We start from the raw sequence: 18,936 nt of genomic DNA, 5'->3' as shown, positions 1-18,936 counted from the left end.
CCCGATGCCGAACTGGATCGACCGCCTGCGCCGCTGGGCGCTGCCTGCCCTGGCCGCGTTGGCCGTGGCCGGCTGCGCCCGTACCGAACCGGGCACCACCACCGTGCGCTTCTGGGCGATGGGCCGCGAAGCCGAGGTGGTCAGCGAGCTGATCCACGAATTCGAGGCCGAAAACCCCGGCATCAAGGTGGATGTGCAGAACATCCCGTGGACCGCCGCGCATGAGAAGCTGCTGACCGCGTTCGCCGCCGACGGCCTGCCGGACGTGTGCCAGCTTGGCAACACCTGGGTGCCGGAGTTCGCCGAACTCGACGCGCTGACCCCGCTGCAGCCGTTCGTGCAGCGCTCCACCGTGGTCGACCCGAAGGACTACTTCCAGGGCATCTGGGATACCAACGTGATCCACGGCGGGCTGGTCGGCGTGCCGTGGTACGTCGATACGCGCCTGATCTACTACCGCAAGGACCTGCTGGCCAAGGCCGGCTACGACCACCCGCCGCGTACGTGGCAGGAATGGGAAGAGCAGATGGCGGCGATCAAGCGCATGCAGGGCCCGAGCCGCTACGCGGTGCTGATGCCGATCAACGAGTTCGAGCAGCAGCTGTCGCTGGCCTTGCAGCAGCCCGACCCGCTGCTGCGTGACGACGACACCCGGGGCAATTTCTCCAGCCCGGGGTTCCGCCGCACGCTGGGCTTCTACGCCAACATGTTCGAGCAGGGCTGGGCGCCGAAGATGTCCGAGACGCAGATCTCCAATGTCTGGGACGAATTCTTCCGCGGCTTCAACGTGTTCTACATCTCCGGCCCCTGGAACATCCGCGAGTTCAAGAAGCTGCAGCCGAAGGAACTGGAAGGGCAGTGGGGCACCGCCGCGCTGCCGGGGCCGGACGGTCCGGGCGCGGGCATCGCCGGTGGTACCAGCCTGGTGATCTTCCGCAAGTCGCAGCAGAAGGAGGCGTCCTGGAAGCTGATCGAATTCCTGTCGCGGCCGGAAATCCAGGCACGCTTCCATTCGATCATTGGCGACCTGCCGCCGCGCCGCAGTGCGTGGAACACGCCGTCGCTGGCCAATGACCCGCTGGCGGCCGCGTTCCGCGATCAGCTGGAGCGGGTCAGGCCGACGCCGAAGGTGCTCGAATGGGAGCGCATCGTGCAGGAAATGCGCATCGTCACCGAGAAGGTGGTGCGCGGTGGCCTGCCGCAGGACAAGGCCGTGGAAGAGCTGGACCAGCGCGTGGACAAGGTGCTGGCCAAGCGCCGCTGGATGCATGAACAACAACGCCTGCAGGAGCGCGCGCCGTCGCCGCAATCGAGCAGCGCCGTGGCCGCCGGGAGCGCGCAATGAAACGTACTTCGCTGGCCGGCTGGATCTTCGCCGGCCCCTCGCTGATCGTGCTGGGCGTGTTCTTCGGCCTGCCGGTCGCCTCGGCGCTTGCACTGAGCGTGACCGACTTCGACCTCTATGCACTGGCCGATAGCAGCAACCTGCGCTTCGTCGGCCTGGGCAACTACATCGACCTGCTGCAGACGCCGATGTTCTGGAAGTCGCTGTGGAACACCACCTACTTCGTGCTGATCGGCGTGCCGTTGTCGATCGGCGTGTCGTTGGGCGCGGCGATGCTGCTCAATGCACCGGCCGCGCGCTTCAAGGCCCTGTTCCGCACGGCACTGTTCGCGCCGGTGGTGACCACGCTGGTGGCGGTGGCGGTGATCTGGCGCTACCTGTTCCATACCAGCTATGGCCTGGTGAACTACGGCCTGGGCCATCTGGGCATCAGCCCGATCGACTGGCTGGGTGATCCCAACTGGGCGATGCCGACCATCATGCTGTTCGCGGTGTGGAAGAACTTCGGCTACAACATGGTGATCTTCCTGGCCGGCCTGCAGGCGATCCCGCATGACCTGTACGAAGCGGCGCGCATCGATGGTGCCTCGCGCTGGAAGCAGTTCCTGCACATCACCCTGCCGATGCTCGGCCCGGTGCTGCTGGTGGTCGGGGTGATTACCGTGTCCGGCTACTTCCAGCTGTTCGCCGAACCCTACGTGATGACCCGCGGCGACCCACTGCAGAGCACCGTCAGCGTGCTGTATTTCATGTTCGAGGAAGGCTTCAAGTGGTGGAACCTGGGACGCGCCTCCGCCGTGGCGTTCCTGCTGTTCCTGATCATCCTGGCGGTGACCACCGTGATGCTGCGTTTCGGCCGCAAGAGGCAGTTGGTATGAGTCGTGAAATCGGCCAGTCGCGCTGGTACCCGTGGATGATCAATGGTGCGTTGCTGGTGCTGGCCCTGGTCAGCCTGGCACCGCTGCTGTGGATGGTCTCGGTCTCGTTCATGCCGCAGGGCGAGGCCAGCCATTTCCCGCCGCCGCTGCTGCCTTCGAGCATCACCACGCACAACTACCATGAACTGTTCGCGCGCACCGGCATGGGCGGCAACTTCGCCAACAGCCTGCTGGTGTCGCTGGGCATCACGATCGGCTCGCTGCTGCTCAACACCATGGCCGGTTACGCTTTCGCCAAGCTCAACTTCGTCGGCCGCGAGCGCCTGTTCCAGGTACTGATGGCGGCGCTGGTGATTCCAGCGCAGGTGGCGATGCTGCCACTGTTCCTGCTGATGAAGCAGCTGGGGCTGGTCAACAGCTTCGGCGGCGTGATCGTGCCGGCGCTGGCCAGCGTGTTCGGCATCTTCCTGGTACGCCAGTACGCACGTTCGATCCCGGACGAACTGCTGGAAGCGGCGCGCATCGACGGGGCAGGGGAGCTGCGCATCTTCTTCCAGATCGTGCTGCCGATGCTCAAGCCGGTGCTGGTGACCCTGGCGATCTTCACCTTCATGGGCGCATGGAACGATTTCATGTGGCCGCTGATCGTGTTGACCGACCAGGAGCACTACACTTTGCCGGTGGCGCTGGCCACCCTCTCGCGCGAACACATCATGGACGTGGAAATGATGATGGCTGGCGCGGTGGTCACCGTGGTTCCGGTGCTGGCGCTGTTCCTGGTGCTGCAGCGGTACTACATCCAAGGTCTGTTGCTGGGGAGCGTCAAGGGATGAAGCGAGCGATCGCCGTTGGACTGGGACTGTTGTGGACCTCCCTGGCGATCGCCGCACCACCGGCACTGCCGGCGCCGAAGGTGCTGGACGACTTCGACGATATCGGCGCCTGGAAACTGGTGCTGTCCGACCAGGTCAGTGGTTCGCTGCGGCCGGTCAGCGGCGCCGGCGGCGGCCGTGCCCTGTGCCTGGACTATGATTTCCACAAGGTCTCCGGCTACGTCGGCATCCGCCGCGCGCTGAACATCGACTACCCGGTCAACTACCGTTTCGGCTTCCAGCTGCGTGGTGATTCGCCGGCCAACGACCTGCAGTTCAAGCTGATCGATGCCAGCGGCGACAACGTCTGGTGGGTCAACCGCCCGGGCTACAGCTTCCCCAAGGCGTGGACACCGGTCGAATACCGGCGTCGCCAGATCGACAAGGCGTGGGGGCCGTCGCCCGAGAAGGAGATGGCGCGCAGCGCCGCGGTCGAGTTCACGATCTACAGCAAGGTCGGTGGCCGCGGCACGGTGTGCTTCGACAAGCTGACCCTGCAGGGCCTGCCACCGCAGGATGATTCGGCACTGGTGCCATCGGTCATCGCCGATACCGCCACCGCGCTGCAGGACCGCATGATCGATGGCAAGGGCGATACGTTCTGGATCAGCGGCGGGGTCAAGCAGCAGACCATCAGCCTGGACCTGCACAAGAGCCGCGAGATCGGCGGTGCGGTGATCGACTGGCTGCCGAACCTGGAAGCCAATCGTTACACCGTGCGGACGTCCGAAGATGGCCGGGACTGGCGCACTGTGCGCGAGGTGACCGGCGGTGCGGGTGGCCGCGACTGGCTGGCGCTGCCGGACACCGACGCACGCTACGTGCGTTTCGATCTGCTCGATGGCCCGAACTGGCGCTATGGCATCCGTGACATCACGCTCAAGCCGCTGGCGTTCGCCGCCACGCCGAACGCCTTCCTGTCCTCGGTGGCGGCCGACCTGCCGCGCGGTTCGCTGCCGCGTGCGTATGTGGGCGAACAGCCGTACTGGACCCTGCTCGGCCTCGATGGCGGCCAGGAACAGGCGCTGATCAGCGAGGACGGTGCGCTGGAGCCGGCCAAGGGCAGCTTCAGCATCGAGCCGTTCATCCGCCTCGACGGCAAGCTGCTGGACTGGTCGAAGGTGGCCACTACCCAGTCGCTGCAGGACCACTATCTTCCGATCGCCAACGTCGACTGGGTGCACGAGAAGGCCGGCCTGGCGGTGACCAGCTTCGTGCAGGGCACGCCGGAGCGCGCGCAGTTGATCGGCCGCTATCGGCTGAGCAATCCGGACAAGGTGGCGCACGAGTACACCCTGGCGCTGGCGATCCGCCCCTGGCAGGTCAACCCGCCGACCCAGTTCCTCAACACCGTCGGCGGCTTCAGCCGCATCGATGCGCTGGACGTGGGCGAACAGCTGGTACGCATCAACGGCGAGCCGCGCATCTATCCACTGCAGGTGCCCGATGCCCGTTTCGCCAGCACGTTCGATGGCAAGCTCGATGCGATGCATCTTGCGTCCGGAAAGTATCCGGCCACTACGGCAGTGAAGGACAGTACCGGCATGGCGTCCGGTGCGCTGCTGTATACGATCAAGCTGGAACCCGGGCAGAGCCGCGAAGTGGCAGTGGTGCTGCCGCAGACCGGGAGCTGGGCGCCGCAGGCGCTGGACGTGGCCAAGGCGCAGGCGCAGGTGGCCGAACAGTGGCGGCACGCGCTGGGCGTGGTCTCGCTGCAGGTGCCGGCGGCAGGCCAGGCCCTGGTCGACACCCTGCGCACCGCCGTGGCGCACATGCTGATCTCCCGGGTCGGCCCGCGCCTGCAGCCGGGCACGCGCTCGTACGCGCGCAGCTGGATCCGCGACGGCGCGATGATTTCCGAAGGCCTGCTGCGCATGGGGCGCAGCGATGCCGTGCGTGACTACATCAACTGGTATGCGCCTTACCAGTTCGAGAACGGCAAGGTGCCGTGCTGTGTCGATGCGCGCGGCAGCGACCCGGTACCGGAGAACGACAGCCACGGTGAGCTGATCTACAGCATCGCCGAATATGGGCGCTATACCGGCGACAGCACCTTCGCCGAGCTGATGTGGCCGCACGTGCAGGGCGCCTACAGCTACATGGAGCAGCTGCGTGCCAGCGAGCGTACCGAAGAGAACCGTGCGCGCAATCCGGCGTTCTACGGGATGATGCCGGCCTCGATCAGCCACGAAGGCTATTCGGCCAAGCCGATGCATTCGTACTGGGATAATTTCTGGGCGTTGCGCGGCTACAAGGACGCAGCATCGCTGGCGGCCCAGCTGGGCAAGGTCGAAGCGATGCAGATCGCCGAGTCGCGTGACCAGTTCCGTGATGACCTGCAGGCGTCACTGCTGTCGGCGATGCAGCAGCACAACATCGACTACCTGCCGGGCTCGGCCGAGCTGGGCGATTTCGACGCGACCTCGACCACCATCGCGCTGGCGCCGGGCGGCGAGCAGGGCCGGCTGCCTCAGCAGGCGTTGGAGGCGACCTTCGAGCGCTACTGGAAGGAATTCGTGGCCCGCCGCGATGGCAAGCGCGAGTGGAAGGACTACACGCCGTACGAATGGCGCAACGTGGCCGCCTTCGTTCGCCTGGGCTGGCGCGATCGCGCCTGGCAGGCGACCGAGTTCTTCTTCAAGGACCGTGCGCCGCAGGCCTGGAACCAGTGGGCCGAAGTGGTCTCGCGCACGCCGCGCAAGCCGTTCTTCGTCGGTGACCTGCCGCATGCCTGGGTCGCCTCGGACTTCGTGCGCTCGGCCCTGGACATGTTCGCCTACAGTCGTGACATGGACGATGCACTGGTGTTGGCCGCCGGCATCCCGACGGCCTGGCTGCAGGGCGAGGGCATCGCCGTGCAGGGCCTTCGCACGCCGCAGGGCCAGCTCAATTACCGCCTGCAGCGCAGCGACAAGCAGCTGGTGCTGGAGGTGCAGCCGGGCCTGGTGCCACCGGTCGGTGGCGTGGTGTTGCCGTGGCCGTACGCCGGTGATCCGGGCGAGGCGACCATCAACGGCGAAGCGGCCGAATGGATCAACAAGGAACTGCACGTGCACCAGTTGCCGGCACGGGTCGAGATCGATGTACCGGGCGCGGTGCGCCGCGCCGAGCGCAAGGGGCAGTAACGATGAAGCAACAAGGGGAGGGAGCGCGTGCGACGGTGCGCGCCCTGGGGCTGGCCATTGCATTGGCATTGCCAGGGCTGACGCTGGCGGCGGTGCCGCAGGTCGCATCGCCAGCGGTGGACATCGCCAGCGCGCCAGGCATGAGCATGGTCACCTTCAACCTCCATCATGACCGCGAAGACTGGCCAAGCCGCCGCCGTACCATCCTGGCCGAACTCAAGCGCCTGCAGCCCGATGCCATCGCGCTGCAGGAGGTGATCCAGCGCCGCAACGTGCGCAACCAGGCGCAGTGGCTGGCCAGCCAACTCGGCTACAAGTACGTATTCGTGTCCACCGATCCGGTGGGTGCGCCGAAGCGTTACGGCAATGCGTTGCTGACCCGGCGGCCGATCCTCGCCCAGGGGGACCATCTGCTGCTGCCATTGGACGACTACCGCACGGTGGCCCACCTGCGCATCGACGTCGACGGCACGCCGGTGAACGTCTACGCCACGCATCTCAACGAGCGCAACGACGAGAGTGGTCAGCGCATCCGCCGTACCCAGGTCGAGGACCTGCTGCGCTTCATCACCGCTACCTCGGCCGGCGCGCCGGTGGTGATCGCGGGCGACTTCAATGCGCTGGTGGACGCAGGTGACCTGAGCGAGCTGCGCAGCCATTACGGCGACAGCTATGGCAGCGTGCACGTCAACACCGACCTGGCCGGGGTCAGCACCTTGAACCGGCACTATTACCAGGCACCTTCGCGTATCGACCACATCTTCTTCCAGCAGGACCGGATGGTCGCGCGCGAAGCGAAGCTCCTGTTCGACCAGCCAGATGACAGCGGTCGCTGGGCCTCGGACCACTACGGCGTGTGGACCCGGTTGCAGTTCGCGCCGACGCGCTGATGTCCTGGTAGGTGCCAACCTTGGTTGGCACGGACGTGTCCGCGTTCGCTCGAACAACGGCGCCAACCAAGGTTGGCCTCTACCAGAGCGCTGCACGCGCCCGGCGCACAAGCAGAAACGGCGGGGATCATCGATCCCCGCCGTTCCTTTTCACGCGACCAGATCGCGATCAGTTCGCCGGCGGCGTGCGCTTGGCGGCGTCTTCGTCTTCTTCGTCGGCCTTGGCTTCGGCCGCCTGGGCGGCGGCATCGGTGTGACCATCGGCGGCCGGATCGATCGACGGCGTCACCACCGCATCGGCGACCGGGGCCGCAGCTTCCACCGGTGCGGCTTCAACTGCCACCGGAGCGACGGGCTGTTCGGCGACCGGTGCGGTCTTGACAACCGGCTTGGCTTCAACCGCGGGAGCGGCCTCCACCACCGGGGCGGCCTCAACGGCCAGCGGCTCGGCTTCGACCGCCGGAGCGGCTTCAGCGATTTCTGGCTTCGATTCCACGACCGGCTTCACTTCGACCACCGGAGTGGCTTCAACGGCCGGGGCAGCCTCAACCACGACCGGCTTGGCTTCGACCGCCGGTGCTGCAGCCACCACCGGCTGGGCCGGGGTCGCCGCGTCGATGGCATCGAGCATGCTGGTCTGCACCGGCGAAGATGCCGGTTCGGCCTTGGCCACGGTATTGATCGGGGCCTGTACCTCGGCCACCACCGGTGCAGCGGCATCGACCACGGTGCTGCTCACCACCGCGACCGGCGCGGCGACAACAGCGGCGGCGGCACGGACCGGCTTTCCGGATTCGGCAGCGGTCGGTTCGACTTCGTCATCGAAATCGAATTCCGGTTGCGGACGGGCCGGCTGCGCGGCCGCGACCGGAGTGGTCCCGGCGACGCTGTCGTTGCTCTGCTCGGCGACATCAGCGGCATCGGTGTCATCACTGTCGTCCGCGTCGTCCTGATCATCGCCCAGGCCATCGCTGCCGGCAGCGTTCTCGGCGCCACCACGACGGCGGCGACGGCCACCACGACGGCCACGGCGGCGGCGGGTCGCGCCTTCACCGGCCTGCTCGCCGTTGGCGTCGACAGCAGCCTCTTCACCGGTCACGGCAATCGCCTCGGCCTCGTTGCCGGCGTTGGCAGTGGTGTCGGCCGGTGCAGTGGCTTCCGCCGGAGCGGAGGCGGCCGGCGCAACCGGCGCCACCGGCGCAGTGGCTTCCTGAGCGGTCACCCCATTGGCGGCGACCGCCGTGGCGGCCACGGCGGCAGCCGCGGTCACGGCCTCGGCCGGTGCCTCGGCGGTGCTGCGCTGCGGCTTCTCGGCCGGCTTGTCACCGTCCTGCGGCTGGCGCGGCTGCTTGGGCTGCTTCAGCTTCGGCTGCTGCTGGTTCTGGTTCTGGCCCTGCTGCTCGTTGCGCGGCTTGTTCTGCTGCTGCGGCTGCTGGCCGTCCTTCTGCTGCGGCTCCTTCTGCCTGCCCTGCTGCGGCTGCTGCTGGGCATTGCCGTTGTTGCCGTTGCGGCCGTCTTTGCGCTGCTCACCGCGCTCCTTGCGGTTGCCGCCATCCTTCTGCTGCTGAGCGTTGCCGTTGCCACGGTTGTCGTCGCGGCGATCCTTGCGGTCCTTGTTGCGATCCTTGTTGCGGTCCTTGCGGCCGCCGTCCTGCTGCTGGCGGGCAACAGGAGCCGCCGGTGCCGGCGCCGGCGCCGGTTCGCCACCGAACACGCGCTTGAGCCAACCGATCACGCCGCCGCTCGGGGCCGCTGCAACCGGCGCTGCCACGACCGGGGCCGGTGCCGCTGCGGCCGGCTCCACTTCCTCGCGCACCGGGGCAGGGGAGGTGTGCTTGACCTGGGTCACCGCCGGCGGCGGGATGTTCAGCTGGCCCTTGGTCAGGGCATGCACCGGCAGCTTGCGCGGGGTACCGCGCTGGTAACTGGGCTTGTTGCTCTCTTCACCCAGCTCGTTCTCGCGCAGGCGGGTGACGGTGTAGTGCGGGGTGTGCAGCTGCTCGTCGGCGACGATCACGATCGGCGCCTCGTGGCGCTGCTCGATCTCGCGCAGGGCACTGCGCTTTTCGTTCAGCAGGTAATTGGCGATCTCCACCGGCGCCTGGACCAGCACCTGCCCGGTGTTTTCCTTCATCGCATGCTCTTCGGCAACGCGGATGATCGACAGCGACAGCGACTCGACGCTGCGCATGCGGCCGTGGCCGTCGCAACGCGGGCAGACGATCTGGCTGGATTCACCCAGGCTCGGGCGCAGGCGCTGGCGGCTCATTTCCAGCAGGCCGAAGCGCGAGATGCGGCCAACCTGGACGCGCGCACGGTCGTACTTCAGCGCGTTGGCCAGGCGGTTCTCGACCTCGCGCTGGTGCTTGTTGGAGGCCATGTCGATGAAGTCGATCACCACCAGGCCGCCCAGGTCGCGCAGGCGCAGCTGGCGGGCCACTTCCTCGGCCGCTTCCAGGTTGGTCTGGAACGCGGTGTCCTCGATGTCGCTGCCCTTGGTGGCGCGCGAGGAATTGACGTCGACCGCGGTCAGCGCTTCGGTCTGGTCGACCACGATCGAGCCGCCCGACGGCAGGCGCACGTTGCGCTCGTAGGCGCCCTCGATCTGCGACTCGATCTGGAAGCGGTTGAACAGCGGGATGTCGTCCTTGTAATGCTTGAGCTTGCGCAGGGTCTGCGGCATCACCTGCTGCATGAACTCGCGGGCGTGCTCGTACATCTCCTCGGTGTCTACCAGGATCTCGCCGATGTCGGCGCGCAGGTAGTCACGCAGGGCGCGCACGATCAGGCGCGATTCCTGGTAGATCAGGAACGGAGCCGGCTTGCTCAGTGCGGCTTCGGCGATGGCTCGCCAGACATTGAGCAGGTAGTCCAGGTCCCACTGCAGCTCTTCCGCATCGCGGCCGACGCCGGCGGTACGGATGATCACGCCCATGTCGTCGGGAATGTTCAGCTTGTCCAGGGCGTCCTTCAGCGCGGCCCGGTCTTCGCCCTCGATGCGACGGGAAACGCCGCCGGCGCTGGGCGAGTTCGGCATCAGCACCATGTAGCGGCCGGCCAGCGAGATGAACGTGGTCAGGGCGGCGCCCTTGTTGCCACGCTCTTCCTTGTCGACCTGGACGACGATCTCCTGGCCTTCCTTCAGCAGCTCGCGGATGCCGGCCTTGTTGTGGTCGACACCGGCCTGGAAGTAGTCGCGGGAGATTTCCTTCAGCGGCAGGAAGCCATGGCGGCCACCGCCGTACTCGACGAAGGCGGCTTCCAGCGAGGGCTCGATGCGGAAGATCCGGCCCTTGTAGATGTTGGACTTCTTCTGTTCCTTCGACGGCTGTTCGATGTCGATGTCATACAACGACTGGCCATCCACGATGGCAACACGCAGCTCTTCAGCCTGCGTGGCGTTGATCAGCATTCGCTTCATTGTTGCGTTCCTCGCAAGCGGCTACCGCGCGGAACGCCATGGGGTTTCGCCTCTGGACACGGTTCGCCGCCCATTCGCGCAAGCGCGGGGAGGGCGGCTTGGGTTTCCAGCGCTACGACACCACGGCAGGCCGCGGGAGCGCTTCACTCTTATGGGTTTTGGGGTGTTACAGGCCGCAGGCAGCTGTCAGCCAGGCTGGAGCGCCACGCGGGACATGTTCAGCACGGTTGCGTGTCAGGCATCCGGCGATGGCCGGGAAGGCCGGTGAGCCGCTAACATGGCCGCCCCGCGGGCGGTGGTCGCGCACTGTGCCGGATTCGTCGGAAGCTGGGCTTCTGGCCCTGAGTAACTTCCAACGAAATCAATCCCTTATCTCGCCCCCCGAGTGTAACAGAATAAACAGCCTGATGACCGCCCAAGACCCCACCAAACCCGCTGGCGACAAGCCTTCCGTGCGCATGATCACCGTTCCCGCCGACCGCGCCGGCCAGCGCCTGGACAACTTCCTGCTCGGCCAGCTGAAGGGCGCCCCGCGCAGCTTGGTCTACAAGCTGGTGCGCAGTGGCCAGGTTCGGGTGAACGGTGGCCGCGCCAAGGCCGAACGCAAGCTCGAGGCCGGTGACGAGGTGCGCGTGCCGCCGGTCCGTCTCACTGAGGAAGGAGACAAGGCCGGTCCGCCGGAGGCGTTCATGCGCCGCCTGGAGCAGGCCATCGTCTTCGAGGACGCCCGCCTGCTGGCCCTGAACAAGCCGACCGGCGTGGCCAGCCACGGCGGCAGCGGCATCAGCTTCGGCGCCATCGAGACCCTGCGCGCGCTGCGCCCGGGGCAGACCCTGGAGCTGGTCCACCGGTTGGATCGCGACACCTCGGGCCTGCTGATCGTGGCCAAGAAGCGCTCGGCGCTGAGCGAACTGCAGGCCTTGCTGCGTGAAGACCACGGCGCCGGCATCCGCAAGCGCTACCTGACCCTGCTGGCCGGGCGCATGCCCGACGGCGTGATGACGGTCGACGCACCGCTGCACGTGGGCCTGCGCCAGGGCGGCGAGCGCCATGTGCAGGTCAATGCGATCGGCAAGGAATCGATCAGCCACTTCCGGGTGCTGGAACGCCGCGGTGGCCATTCGTACTGCGAAGTCCGCATCGAGACCGGCCGTACCCACCAGATCCGCGTGCACGCCCAGCATCTGGGGCATCCAGTGGCCGGTGACGACAAATACGGCGATCCAGCGGTCAACAAGCGGCTTCGTGAGCAGATCGGGCTGAAGCGCCTGTTCCTGCATGCGGCCTCGCTGGAGTTCGCGCTGGATGACGGCAAGAGCCCATACGTATTGAACGCGCCGCTGGCGGATGAGCTGGTCGAGGCGCTGGACCGGCTGAAGTAAGGATCTCCTGTAGCGTCGAGTCACGCTCGACTGCGCCTCGGTCGGGCCGCGCGGAAAGCCAGTCGAGCATGGCTGGACTCTACAGGGCGAGCCGGCAACCCCTCACCACTTGAACAGCACCAGGCTGATCGCCAGCGTGCCCATGCCGGCCACCAGTCCGTAAACCGTCTCGTGGCCCTTGGCATAGCGCTTGGCCGCCGGCAGCAGCTCATCCAGCGCCAGGAACACCATCACGCCGGCGATCAGGCCGAACACCCAGCCGAACGTGGCGTGCGACAGCGATCCTGACAGCAGCCAGTAGCCAAGCGCCGCGCCCACGGGCTCGGCCAGGCCGGACAGCAGGCTGGCACTGAACGCGTAGAACTTGTTCTGGGTGGCGAAGTACACCGGCACCGCGATCGCGATGCCCTCGGGAATGTTGTGGATGGCGATGGCGAAGGCCAGTGGCATGCCCACCGATGGGCTTTCCAGCGTGGCAAAGAAGGTCGCCAGCCCTTCCGGGAAATTGTGTGCGGTGATCGCAACCGAGGTCAGCAGCGCGACCCGCTTCAGGTACTCGCGGCTGTTCTCGCGGAACGCAGGGTCCTGTTTGTCCAGGCTGTCATGCGGATTGGGAATGAAGTGGTCGATCAGTACGATCACGATCACGCCCAGCAGGAAGGCCAGGGTGCCGTAGGTGAAGCCGGTGCGCTCGCCATACGCCAGTGCAAACGACGCAATGGACTTGTTGAGGATCTCCGACAGCGACACATAGACCATCGCGCCACCGGCAAAGGCCAGGCCGAACGCCAGCAGGCGCGGGCTGGGGCGGCGCGAGAACAGCACCAGCAGGCTGCCGATCGCGGTGGCCAGGCCTGCGGCAAGCGTGACCGCCAGTGCGATCCAGATGTTTTCAGGGGGAATCTGCAGCATCAACCCACGCGATCCTGGTCAACAGACAGCCGCCCCGGGCAGGGCCGGGGCGGCGAGGGCGAGGCGGGCGTCGGCAGGCCCCGTCGGGGTGTGCGCGATCAGCCGCCGCGGCGCAGGCGTTCTTCGATGGCGAAGCACTGGTCCGGCTTCGGCTGTGGCGGGTTGAAGCTGACAGGAACCTGGATGGTGGCCGGCACCGGTTGGCCGTTACGGGTGGCGGCCTTGAACTGCCAGCCCTGCACGGCGGTCTTGGCCAGTTCGTCCAGCTGCGGGTTGCCGGCCCCGGTCAACAGCGCAACCTCGCTCGGCTTGCCGTCGGTGCCGATGGTCACCTTGAAGGTGCTGGTGCCGCCCACGCCCATGCAGGCCAGTTCCAGCGGGTACTGCGGCGGCGGCGTCTTCACCGCGGCCACTTCGGTCGGCGGCGGTGGTGGCGGTGACGGCGGTTCGGACGCGCCACAGCCGGCCAGGCCGGTCGCAGCGATCAGGGACAGGCTCAGCAAACGTACGTTCATGGCAGTTGCTCCGTCAGGGCCGAAGTCTTGGCCGCGCAGATGAAGTCGTTCTCGCTCAGCCCGCCCACATCGTGGGTGGAGAAGCGCACGACCGCGCGGTCGTAGTGCACGCCCAGGTCCGGGTGGTGGTCCTCGCGGTGGGCGATCCAGGCCAGCGCGTTCACGAAGGCCATGGTGGCGTAGTAATCCTTGAAGCGGAAGGTACGCGACAGGGCCTGGTCACCCTCGCTCAGCTCCCAGCCGGGAACCTGCGGCAGCAGTTCGGCCAGGCGGGCCTCGCCGAGCTTGTGGTCGCTGCCTTTGCGCGGCACGCAACGGGCGTGGGCCAGTGGAATCAGGTCGGCCATGGGAATCTCCACCTCGTGTTGACTGAACAATGCGCCGGACGGTGTATAAACCGAATGAGCGGCTGACGCTTACTTGGCTAGAATAGCCTGATGATCCAGATCTCCGACACTGCCCAGACCCATTTCCGCAAGTTGATCGAACGCGAGGGCGTGCCCGGCATGGGCGTGCGCCTGAGCGCGGTCGACCCCGGTACGCCGCGCGCCGATGCCCGGCTGGAATTCGCCGAACCGACCGACCTGCTCGGTGACGAGTGGGCGGTGGACTGCGATGGTTTCACCCTCTATGTCGACGCCGGCAGCGTTGGCTGGCTCGATGGCGCCGAGATCGACATCGTCGCCGGCACCGCCGGTGCCCAGCAGCTGACCATCAAGGCGCCGCGCATCAAGGGCGAAGCGCCGGGTGATGCGGCCTCGCTGGTCGAACGCGTGCACTGGGTGGTGGAGAACGAAGTCAATCCGCAGCTGGCCTCGCATGGCGGCAAGGTGGCCGTGCAGGAAGTCTCGTCCGACGGCGTGGTGCTGCTGCGCTTCGGTGGTGGCTGCCAGGGCTGCGGCATGGCCGATGTGACGCTCAAGCAGGGCATCGAAAAAACCCTGATGGGCCGCGTGCCGGGCGTGACCGCCGTGCGTGACGCGACCGATCATGACAGCGGCCACGCGCCTTACATTCCGCGCGGCAACGTCGCCTGATCGCTGACGCGTGCCTCTGACCCGGGCCGAGCAACTCATTGATCTGCTGCTGGCGCGCCAGCAGCCCCGCGCCGTCCTCGAGAAGTCCACGCGCCTGCCTTATGGCTGGGCGCTGTGGCTGCGCTCGCTGGGGCCACTGCCGCGGCCGTTCCATGCCCGCGAGGTGATCGCAGTTTTCCTGCCGCGCCCGCTGCCGGGCCCGCCAGGCCAGTCGCCGCGGCTGTCGCCGTGGCAGGCACTGCGCCGATTGTTCTGGCAGGACTGGGACGCCGCGCCGCGCGACCAGCGCTGGATGCGCTGGACCTCGGCACTGGTCAGTGCACTGCTGCACCTGCTGTTCTTCGTGCTGTTGCTGTGGGTGGCGGTGATCCGTACCAGCGCGCCGGACGAAGAGGGCACCGAGGGCGAGCGCGTGCAGGTGGAGTTCGTCGGCCGCGCGTCGCAGGAAGGCGGTGGCGATCAGCCGGGCGCCGAAGCGGCTGCGGCTGCGGCTGCGGCGGCAGGTCGGGTTGCGCCGGGCCAGGAGGCGGGCGCTGCCTCGGCCCCTGCGCCACGTCCGGTGGCTGCCGAAACCACCGCCTCATCCCCGGCATCCGCGCCGACCGCCAGCGTTCCACCACCGCCGGCCGACGCCGAGCCGGCGCCGGTGGCCGCGCCGCCGCCTTCGCCCGTCCAGGCCACCGAAGTCGCGCAGGCCAGCACAGATTTCGTGGTGCCGCCGGTCAGTGTGCCGCGCACCGAAGTCAGCGTCGTGCCGCGTGACAGCACACCCGCCGTGCGCGAGCGCAGCGTGCAGCCGGTGCAGGCGCCGCCGACACCAAGCCCGGTGCGTACCCCGGAACTGGCCGTGCGCACGCCGCAGGTGCGTGACATCCAGGTGCGCGAACGCGAAGTCAGTACGGTCGACGCGCCGGTCGCTCCCCGCCTGCTGCGCAGCGCGGAAGTGCAGGTGCGCGTGCCGCAGCAGGACGTGCAGGTGCGCGAACGTGAAGTGCAGGCCGTGGCCGATCCGCAGGTGCGGATGGCGGCGGTGGCCGGGCGTGAGCCCGCCGTACGCGCGCCCACTGGCCGCGACGTGCAGGTGCGGGAACGTGAAGTGGCCTCGGCACCGGTGGCAGCGCCGGCATCCTCCAGTGGCAGTGCCACGGCGACGCCTGCGACTGCGGCCCAGGGCAGCGCGACGCAGGCGAGCAGCAGCGCGCGTCCGTCAGCATCCAGCAGCACACCCGCAAACGCGGGAGCGCGCCCGGCGCCTGATCCAGGCAACTGGGCGACACCTGCCAAGGGCGATGACTGGGGGTCTTCCAGCCGCAACCGCGACGGCAGCAGCAACGGTACCCGCCAGGCCAGTACCGCCGGCAAGGGCAGCGGCCTGTTCAATGCCGATGGCAGCGTGCGCGTGCCTGGCCAGGAGGGCGATGGCCATGCCGCGCGCGGTGCGCCCGGCGGTGCCAACGACGGCTGGAGCAAGGAGCGCATTGCGCAGTCCGGCACCTGGCTGAAGCGCCCGCCGTACGACTACACGCCGACCTCGTTCGACAAATACTGGGTGCCGCAGGAATCGCTGCTGGCCGAATGGGTGCGCAAGGGCGTCAAGGCGATGGAGATTCCATTGCCGGGCACCAACACAAGGATCTCCTGCGTCATTTCGATCCTGCAGGCCGGTGGCGGCTGTGGCCTGACCAACCCCAACATGCAGGACCAGCCGGCCGTGGCACGACCGCCGCCGGACATCCCGTTCAAGAAGGAACTGCAGGAAGACAACGGGAGCCGCTAGGCAGGGGGCCGCGCCGACGTGCTGGCCGGCCCGCGCTTTGGCCTCTGCCAAGGCGTCAGTGCATGCCGGCCAAGGCAGTGACCTTACGCGCTCTGCGACAGGAACACCCAGAACGGTACGTCGCGGCCGACCCAGTCACGGCTGGTCTCGTCCATCACGTCCAGCAGGGTGTCGAAGTCCTTCTGCGGACCGGCGCGCAGCGCGTCCACGTCGGCCAGGAACAGCGCGTAGCCATTGGCCGGCAGCCATTGCAGGTCGCGCAGGTTGTCCGACAGCGCATCCCAGTTGCCGCCGAAACCGGCCGGGAAATCCAGCTGTGCGGCCAAACGGGCGAGCAGGGTGCGCTTGTCCGCGACGCCCTCCAGATCGATGCGGATCACTTTCAGGCCGGCATCGCGCATCGCCGCGGCCAGTGCGCCGATGTCGTCGCTGTCGATGGCGTAGACGCCGGCGTTGTTGATGTCATGCAGGCCAAGGCCGAAATCATCGTGGCTCATCACTGCGCTCCCTGGGCCGGTACGGTGAAGCTGCGGAATGACGCGTAATGGTCGTCGGTGTAGTACCACGCTTCCGGCGGATCGCCGCCGGTGACGATGCGGCGCGTGCCACGCGTACGCGCGCCAGGGGTGTCGACGGTGTATTCGCGGTAGTAGCCGCGCGCGCGCTGCGGCAGTTGCTGCTCGCGGTTGCCGAAGGTACTGCCGTCCTGGCGGTGCGGGAATGGACCGCCACGCTGGATCAGGGCGATGGTCGCGCGCGCTTCGGCGGGCAGGAACGCGGGAAGTCCGCTGTCCTTGCCGGGCGAGGCGGTGGCCGGCGCGCGCGCGACAGGCGTGCCCTGCAGGTCGGGCGCGAACTGCGGCGCTGGCGGCCTTTGCAGGAAATGGTTGGCGACCAGGCCGAGCAGCAGCAGGGCGATGGCGGTGATCAGCAGCCGGGGGTTGCGCATGGGCAGGGGCGGGCGAGGGTAGTACACGCACTGTAGCGCCTGTGCGCTGCACGGTGCATGAGGAGCGCGCTGCGTCACTGCTGCGTAACAATTGCCGTCGTGCTCACTGGCAGGACGCAATTTCCTTTACATCCCCCTTGGTAATCTGGCGGTCTGTCCCCATCATTCACCGCGCACCGCCCGACATCGTCGGGTGCCCTCGCAATCAGGAGATGCATCATGGCCTACACCCTGCCCAAGCTGTCCTACGCCTACGACGCGCTGGAACCGCATATCGATGCGGCGACGATGGAAATCCATCACACCAAGCATCACCAGACCTACATCAACAACGTCAACGCGGCGCTGGAAGGCACCGAGTACGCTGACCTGCCGGTCGAAGAGCTGGTGAAGAAGCTCAAGTCGCTGCCGGAGAACCTGCAGGGCCCGGTGCGCAACAACGGTGGTGGCCATGCCAACCACTCGCTGTTCTGGACCGTGATGGCCCCCAATGCCGGCGGCAACCCGGTGGGCGACGTGGCCAAGGCCATCGACAAGGACCTGGGCGGTTTCGACAAGTTCAAGGATGCCTTCACCAAGGCCGCGCTGACCCGTTTCGGCAGTGGCTGGGCGTGGCTGAGCGTGACCCCGGACAAGAAGGTCGTGGTCGAGAGCACCGGCAACCAGGACAGCCCGCTGATGGAAGGCAACACCCCCATCCTCGGCCTGGACGTGTGGGAACACGCGTACTACCTGAAGTACCAGAACCGCCGCCCGGAATACATCGGCGCGTTCTTCAACGTCATCGACTGGAACGAAGTCGAGCGCCGTTACCAGGAAGCGATCGCCTGATCGCGTGACGGGATGACATGAGAAGGCCGGGGGAGACCCCGGCCTTTTCTGTTGCAGCAGTCGTTCGATAGTGCCGGCCGCAGGCCGGCAACCGTGCAGTACCGGGGGAGCCGGCCAGCGGTCGGCACTACCTATTCCGCAGTGGCCGTATCGCCCTGCAGGCGCAGGGTCGCCATCACACCCAGACGCAGGCCGGGCAGGTCGCCGTCGGCCGGCAGCAGGATCGGCTGCTGGCGGATGCCGCCGAAATGCTTGACCTGGAACAGCACATCCAGGCCGTGGCCGCTGCTGCCGCCCCCACTGGCCGCCGGCGCCTCGGCACGGCCGCCGGGATTGCGCCGGGCCGGCTGGAACCCCGGCGTGCTGCGCACCAGTTCCACCGTGCTGGCCGAGAAATCGCCGGCAATCAGGCTCGGCATGCCTTCGGCGGTGGCGCCGATCCAGGTCATCAGGTCGCTGGTCTGGTGCTGGCGGGCGCTGGCCTCGTCCGGGTCCGGGCGCAGCCGCGCCACATAGATGTTGACCAGCGCCTCGCCCAGCCTCAGCCGCATCATGCCGGCCGCGCTGAAGGTGCCGGGAGGATGCAGCAGGGTCACGCCGTCCTCGCTGACCGGCAGCCGGGTCAGCATGGCGTTGCCATGCCGCAGCGGCTGGCTGGGCGGATCGGCGGTAACGAAGTCGCAGCTGTAGCGCAGCCGGCTGGCCAGCCAGCAGGCCGGGTTGCGGCCCTGCTGCTGCAGCACCTGCTGCACCGAGATCACGTCCGGCTGCAGCTCGGTCAGCAGCTGTGCGACCTGCTCGCGGCGCTGCTTCCATTGCGCGTCATCGCGGCTGGGCAGCTCCAGCGCGGCGACCGTCAGCTGCCTGGGGTCGCTCTCGCTGGCAACGGCGGCCGGCGCCTGTGGTCGTGCCTGCGCCTGCAACGCCAGCAACAGCGCAAGGCAGCTGAGCAGGAGGCGGGCGTGGGCGAGGGGGCGCATAACGATAAGTTTACGCTTTTGT

At 67.5% G+C, this 18,936-nt stretch carries 16 protein-coding genes; 9 read left to right on the top strand and 7 right to left on the bottom strand.

From position 1 onward, the window contains the following. The first annotated feature begins 4 nt into the window (after window positions 1-4). Genes QP609_RS13960 through QP609_RS13940 form a run of 5 tightly spaced genes read left to right on the top strand, consistent with a single transcriptional unit; the run spans window position 5 to window position 7,110 of the window. Window positions 5-1,345: a sugar ABC transporter substrate-binding protein gene (locus tag QP609_RS13960; protein WP_014647749.1), complete on the top strand. Its 1,341-nt coding sequence runs from the start codon at window positions 5-7 to the stop codon at window positions 1,343-1,345. Further along, a complete protein-coding gene (locus QP609_RS13955; protein WP_005410323.1) occupies window positions 1,342-2,223 on the top strand; it encodes a sugar ABC transporter permease in 882 nt (293 codons plus the stop codon). The genes QP609_RS13960 and QP609_RS13955 overlap by 4 nt, the downstream gene beginning before the upstream one ends. Continuing rightward, window positions 2,220-3,056 (top strand): carbohydrate ABC transporter permease, encoded by an 837-nt coding sequence (locus QP609_RS13950; protein ID WP_006456347.1) that lies wholly within the window; start codon window positions 2,220-2,222, stop codon window positions 3,054-3,056. The genes QP609_RS13955 and QP609_RS13950 overlap by 4 nt, the downstream gene beginning before the upstream one ends. Continuing rightward, window positions 3,053-6,220, top strand: a complete 3,168-nt coding sequence (locus tag QP609_RS13945) for a discoidin domain-containing protein (protein WP_053496314.1) — start codon at window positions 3,053-3,055, stop codon at window positions 6,218-6,220. Before QP609_RS13950 ends, QP609_RS13945 begins: the two co-directional genes overlap by 4 nt. Before the next feature lie 2 nt (window positions 6,221-6,222). After that, window positions 6,223-7,110, top strand: a complete 888-nt coding sequence (locus QP609_RS13940; RefSeq protein ID WP_032960121.1) for an endonuclease/exonuclease/phosphatase family protein — start codon at window positions 6,223-6,225, stop codon at window positions 7,108-7,110. Between the two features lie 169 nt (window positions 7,111-7,279). Here the strand turns inward: QP609_RS13940 and rne are convergent, their stop codons facing one another. Continuing rightward, complete coding sequence (rne, locus tag QP609_RS13935) at window positions 7,280-10,531, bottom strand: ribonuclease E (protein WP_197621053.1); 3,252 nt, start codon at window positions 10,529-10,531, stop codon at window positions 7,280-7,282. A 407-nt stretch (window positions 10,532-10,938) separates the two neighbouring features. Here rne and QP609_RS13930 point away from each other — a divergent pair, with 407 nt between their 5' ends. Further along, window positions 10,939-11,913, top strand: a complete 975-nt coding sequence (locus QP609_RS13930) for an RluA family pseudouridine synthase (protein WP_049403782.1) — start codon at window positions 10,939-10,941, stop codon at window positions 11,911-11,913. Between the two features lie 102 nt (window positions 11,914-12,015). Here the strand turns inward: QP609_RS13930 and zupT are convergent, their stop codons facing one another. From zupT to QP609_RS13915, 3 genes are all read right to left on the bottom strand, one after another. Continuing rightward, window positions 12,016-12,825, bottom strand: coding sequence for a zinc transporter ZupT (gene zupT, locus QP609_RS13925; protein WP_014647743.1), 810 nt, complete (start codon window positions 12,823-12,825; stop codon window positions 12,016-12,018). 98 nt (window positions 12,826-12,923) lie between these two features. Beyond that, the gene (locus QP609_RS13920) at window positions 12,924-13,340 is read right to left on the bottom strand and encodes an energy transducer TonB (RefSeq protein ID WP_014647742.1); all 417 of its coding nucleotides are present in this window, start codon (window positions 13,338-13,340) and stop codon (window positions 12,924-12,926) included. Continuing rightward, on the bottom strand, window positions 13,337-13,687 hold the full coding sequence (locus QP609_RS13915; RefSeq protein ID WP_197621052.1) for a 4a-hydroxytetrahydrobiopterin dehydratase: 351 nt from the start codon (window positions 13,685-13,687) through the stop codon (window positions 13,337-13,339). The genes QP609_RS13920 and QP609_RS13915 overlap by 4 nt, the downstream gene beginning before the upstream one ends. A 90-nt stretch (window positions 13,688-13,777) precedes the next feature. On the opposite strand from QP609_RS13915, the gene QP609_RS13910 reads away from it, so the two are divergent. Continuing rightward, a complete protein-coding gene (locus QP609_RS13910; RefSeq protein WP_014037813.1) occupies window positions 13,778-14,377 on the top strand; it encodes an NfuA family Fe-S biogenesis protein in 600 nt (199 codons plus the stop codon). Window positions 14,378-14,387: 10 nt separating this feature from the next. After that, window positions 14,388-16,154, top strand: a complete 1,767-nt coding sequence (locus tag QP609_RS13905; RefSeq protein ID WP_197621051.1) for a hypothetical protein — start codon at window positions 14,388-14,390, stop codon at window positions 16,152-16,154. A gap of 83 nt (window positions 16,155-16,237) precedes the next feature. On the opposite strand, the gene QP609_RS13900 is transcribed toward QP609_RS13905, so the two are convergent. Further along, window positions 16,238-16,651 (bottom strand): barstar family protein, encoded by a 414-nt coding sequence (locus QP609_RS13900; RefSeq protein ID WP_014647739.1) that lies wholly within the window; start codon window positions 16,649-16,651, stop codon window positions 16,238-16,240. Next, on the bottom strand, window positions 16,651-17,103 hold the full coding sequence (locus QP609_RS13895) for a ribonuclease domain-containing protein (RefSeq protein WP_041863621.1): 453 nt from the start codon (window positions 17,101-17,103) through the stop codon (window positions 16,651-16,653). Before QP609_RS13895 ends, QP609_RS13900 begins: the two co-directional genes overlap by 1 nt. Before the next feature lie 219 nt (window positions 17,104-17,322). Here QP609_RS13895 and QP609_RS13890 point away from each other — a divergent pair, with 219 nt between their 5' ends. Further along, on the top strand, window positions 17,323-17,934 hold the full coding sequence (locus QP609_RS13890; RefSeq protein ID WP_005410310.1) for a superoxide dismutase: 612 nt from the start codon (window positions 17,323-17,325) through the stop codon (window positions 17,932-17,934). Window positions 17,935-18,065: 131 nt separating this feature from the next. On the opposite strand, the gene QP609_RS13885 is transcribed toward QP609_RS13890, so the two are convergent. After that, complete coding sequence (locus QP609_RS13885; protein ID WP_049405898.1) at window positions 18,066-18,914, bottom strand: endonuclease/exonuclease/phosphatase family protein; 849 nt, start codon at window positions 18,912-18,914, stop codon at window positions 18,066-18,068. Window positions 18,915-18,936 lie beyond the last annotated feature (22 nt).

This window comes from Stenotrophomonas sp. 8(2023) (assembly GCF_030345295.1).
GTDB classification, from domain to species: Bacteria; Pseudomonadota; Gammaproteobacteria; order Xanthomonadales; family Xanthomonadaceae; genus Stenotrophomonas; species Stenotrophomonas muris.
The sequence above is the reverse complement of the archived record's forward strand: the minus strand, read 5'-3'. Positions and strand labels throughout refer to the sequence as shown.

Bases quoted from the DNA above. Each gene is read 5' to 3' on its own strand.
- QP609_RS13940 (WP_032960121.1), top strand. From the start codon at position 6,223: ATGAAGCAACAAGGGGAGGGAGCGCGTGCGACGGTGCGCGCCCTGGGG.
- QP609_RS13960 (WP_014647749.1), top strand. From the start codon at position 5: ATGCCGAACTGGATCGACCGCCTGCGCCGCTGGGCGCTGCCTGCCCTG.
- QP609_RS13950 (WP_006456347.1), top strand. From the start codon at position 2,220: ATGAGTCGTGAAATCGGCCAGTCGCGCTGGTACCCGTGGATGATCAAT.
- QP609_RS13930 (WP_049403782.1), top strand. From the start codon at position 10,939: ATGACCGCCCAAGACCCCACCAAACCCGCTGGCGACAAGCCTTCCGTG.
- QP609_RS13910 (WP_014037813.1), top strand. From the start codon at position 13,778: ATGATCCAGATCTCCGACACTGCCCAGACCCATTTCCGCAAGTTGATC.
- zupT (WP_014647743.1), bottom strand. From the start codon at position 12,825: ATGCTGCAGATTCCCCCTGAAAACATCTGGATCGCACTGGCGGTCACG.
- rne (WP_197621053.1), bottom strand. From the start codon at position 10,531: ATGAAGCGAATGCTGATCAACGCCACGCAGGCTGAAGAGCTGCGTGTT.
- QP609_RS13920 (WP_014647742.1), bottom strand. From the start codon at position 13,340: ATGAACGTACGTTTGCTGAGCCTGTCCCTGATCGCTGCGACCGGCCTG.
- QP609_RS13895 (WP_041863621.1), bottom strand. From the start codon at position 17,103: ATGCGCAACCCCCGGCTGCTGATCACCGCCATCGCCCTGCTGCTGCTC.
- QP609_RS13885 (WP_049405898.1), bottom strand. From the start codon at position 18,914: ATGCGCCCCCTCGCCCACGCCCGCCTCCTGCTCAGCTGCCTTGCGCTG.
- QP609_RS13900 (WP_014647739.1), bottom strand. From the start codon at position 16,651: ATGAGCCACGATGATTTCGGCCTTGGCCTGCATGACATCAACAACGCC.
- QP609_RS13915 (WP_197621052.1), bottom strand. From the start codon at position 13,687: ATGGCCGACCTGATTCCACTGGCCCACGCCCGTTGCGTGCCGCGCAAA.
- QP609_RS13955 (WP_005410323.1), top strand. From the start codon at position 1,342: ATGAAACGTACTTCGCTGGCCGGCTGGATCTTCGCCGGCCCCTCGCTG.
- QP609_RS13890 (WP_005410310.1), top strand. From the start codon at position 17,323: ATGGCCTACACCCTGCCCAAGCTGTCCTACGCCTACGACGCGCTGGAA.
- QP609_RS13945 (WP_053496314.1), top strand. From the start codon at position 3,053: ATGAAGCGAGCGATCGCCGTTGGACTGGGACTGTTGTGGACCTCCCTG.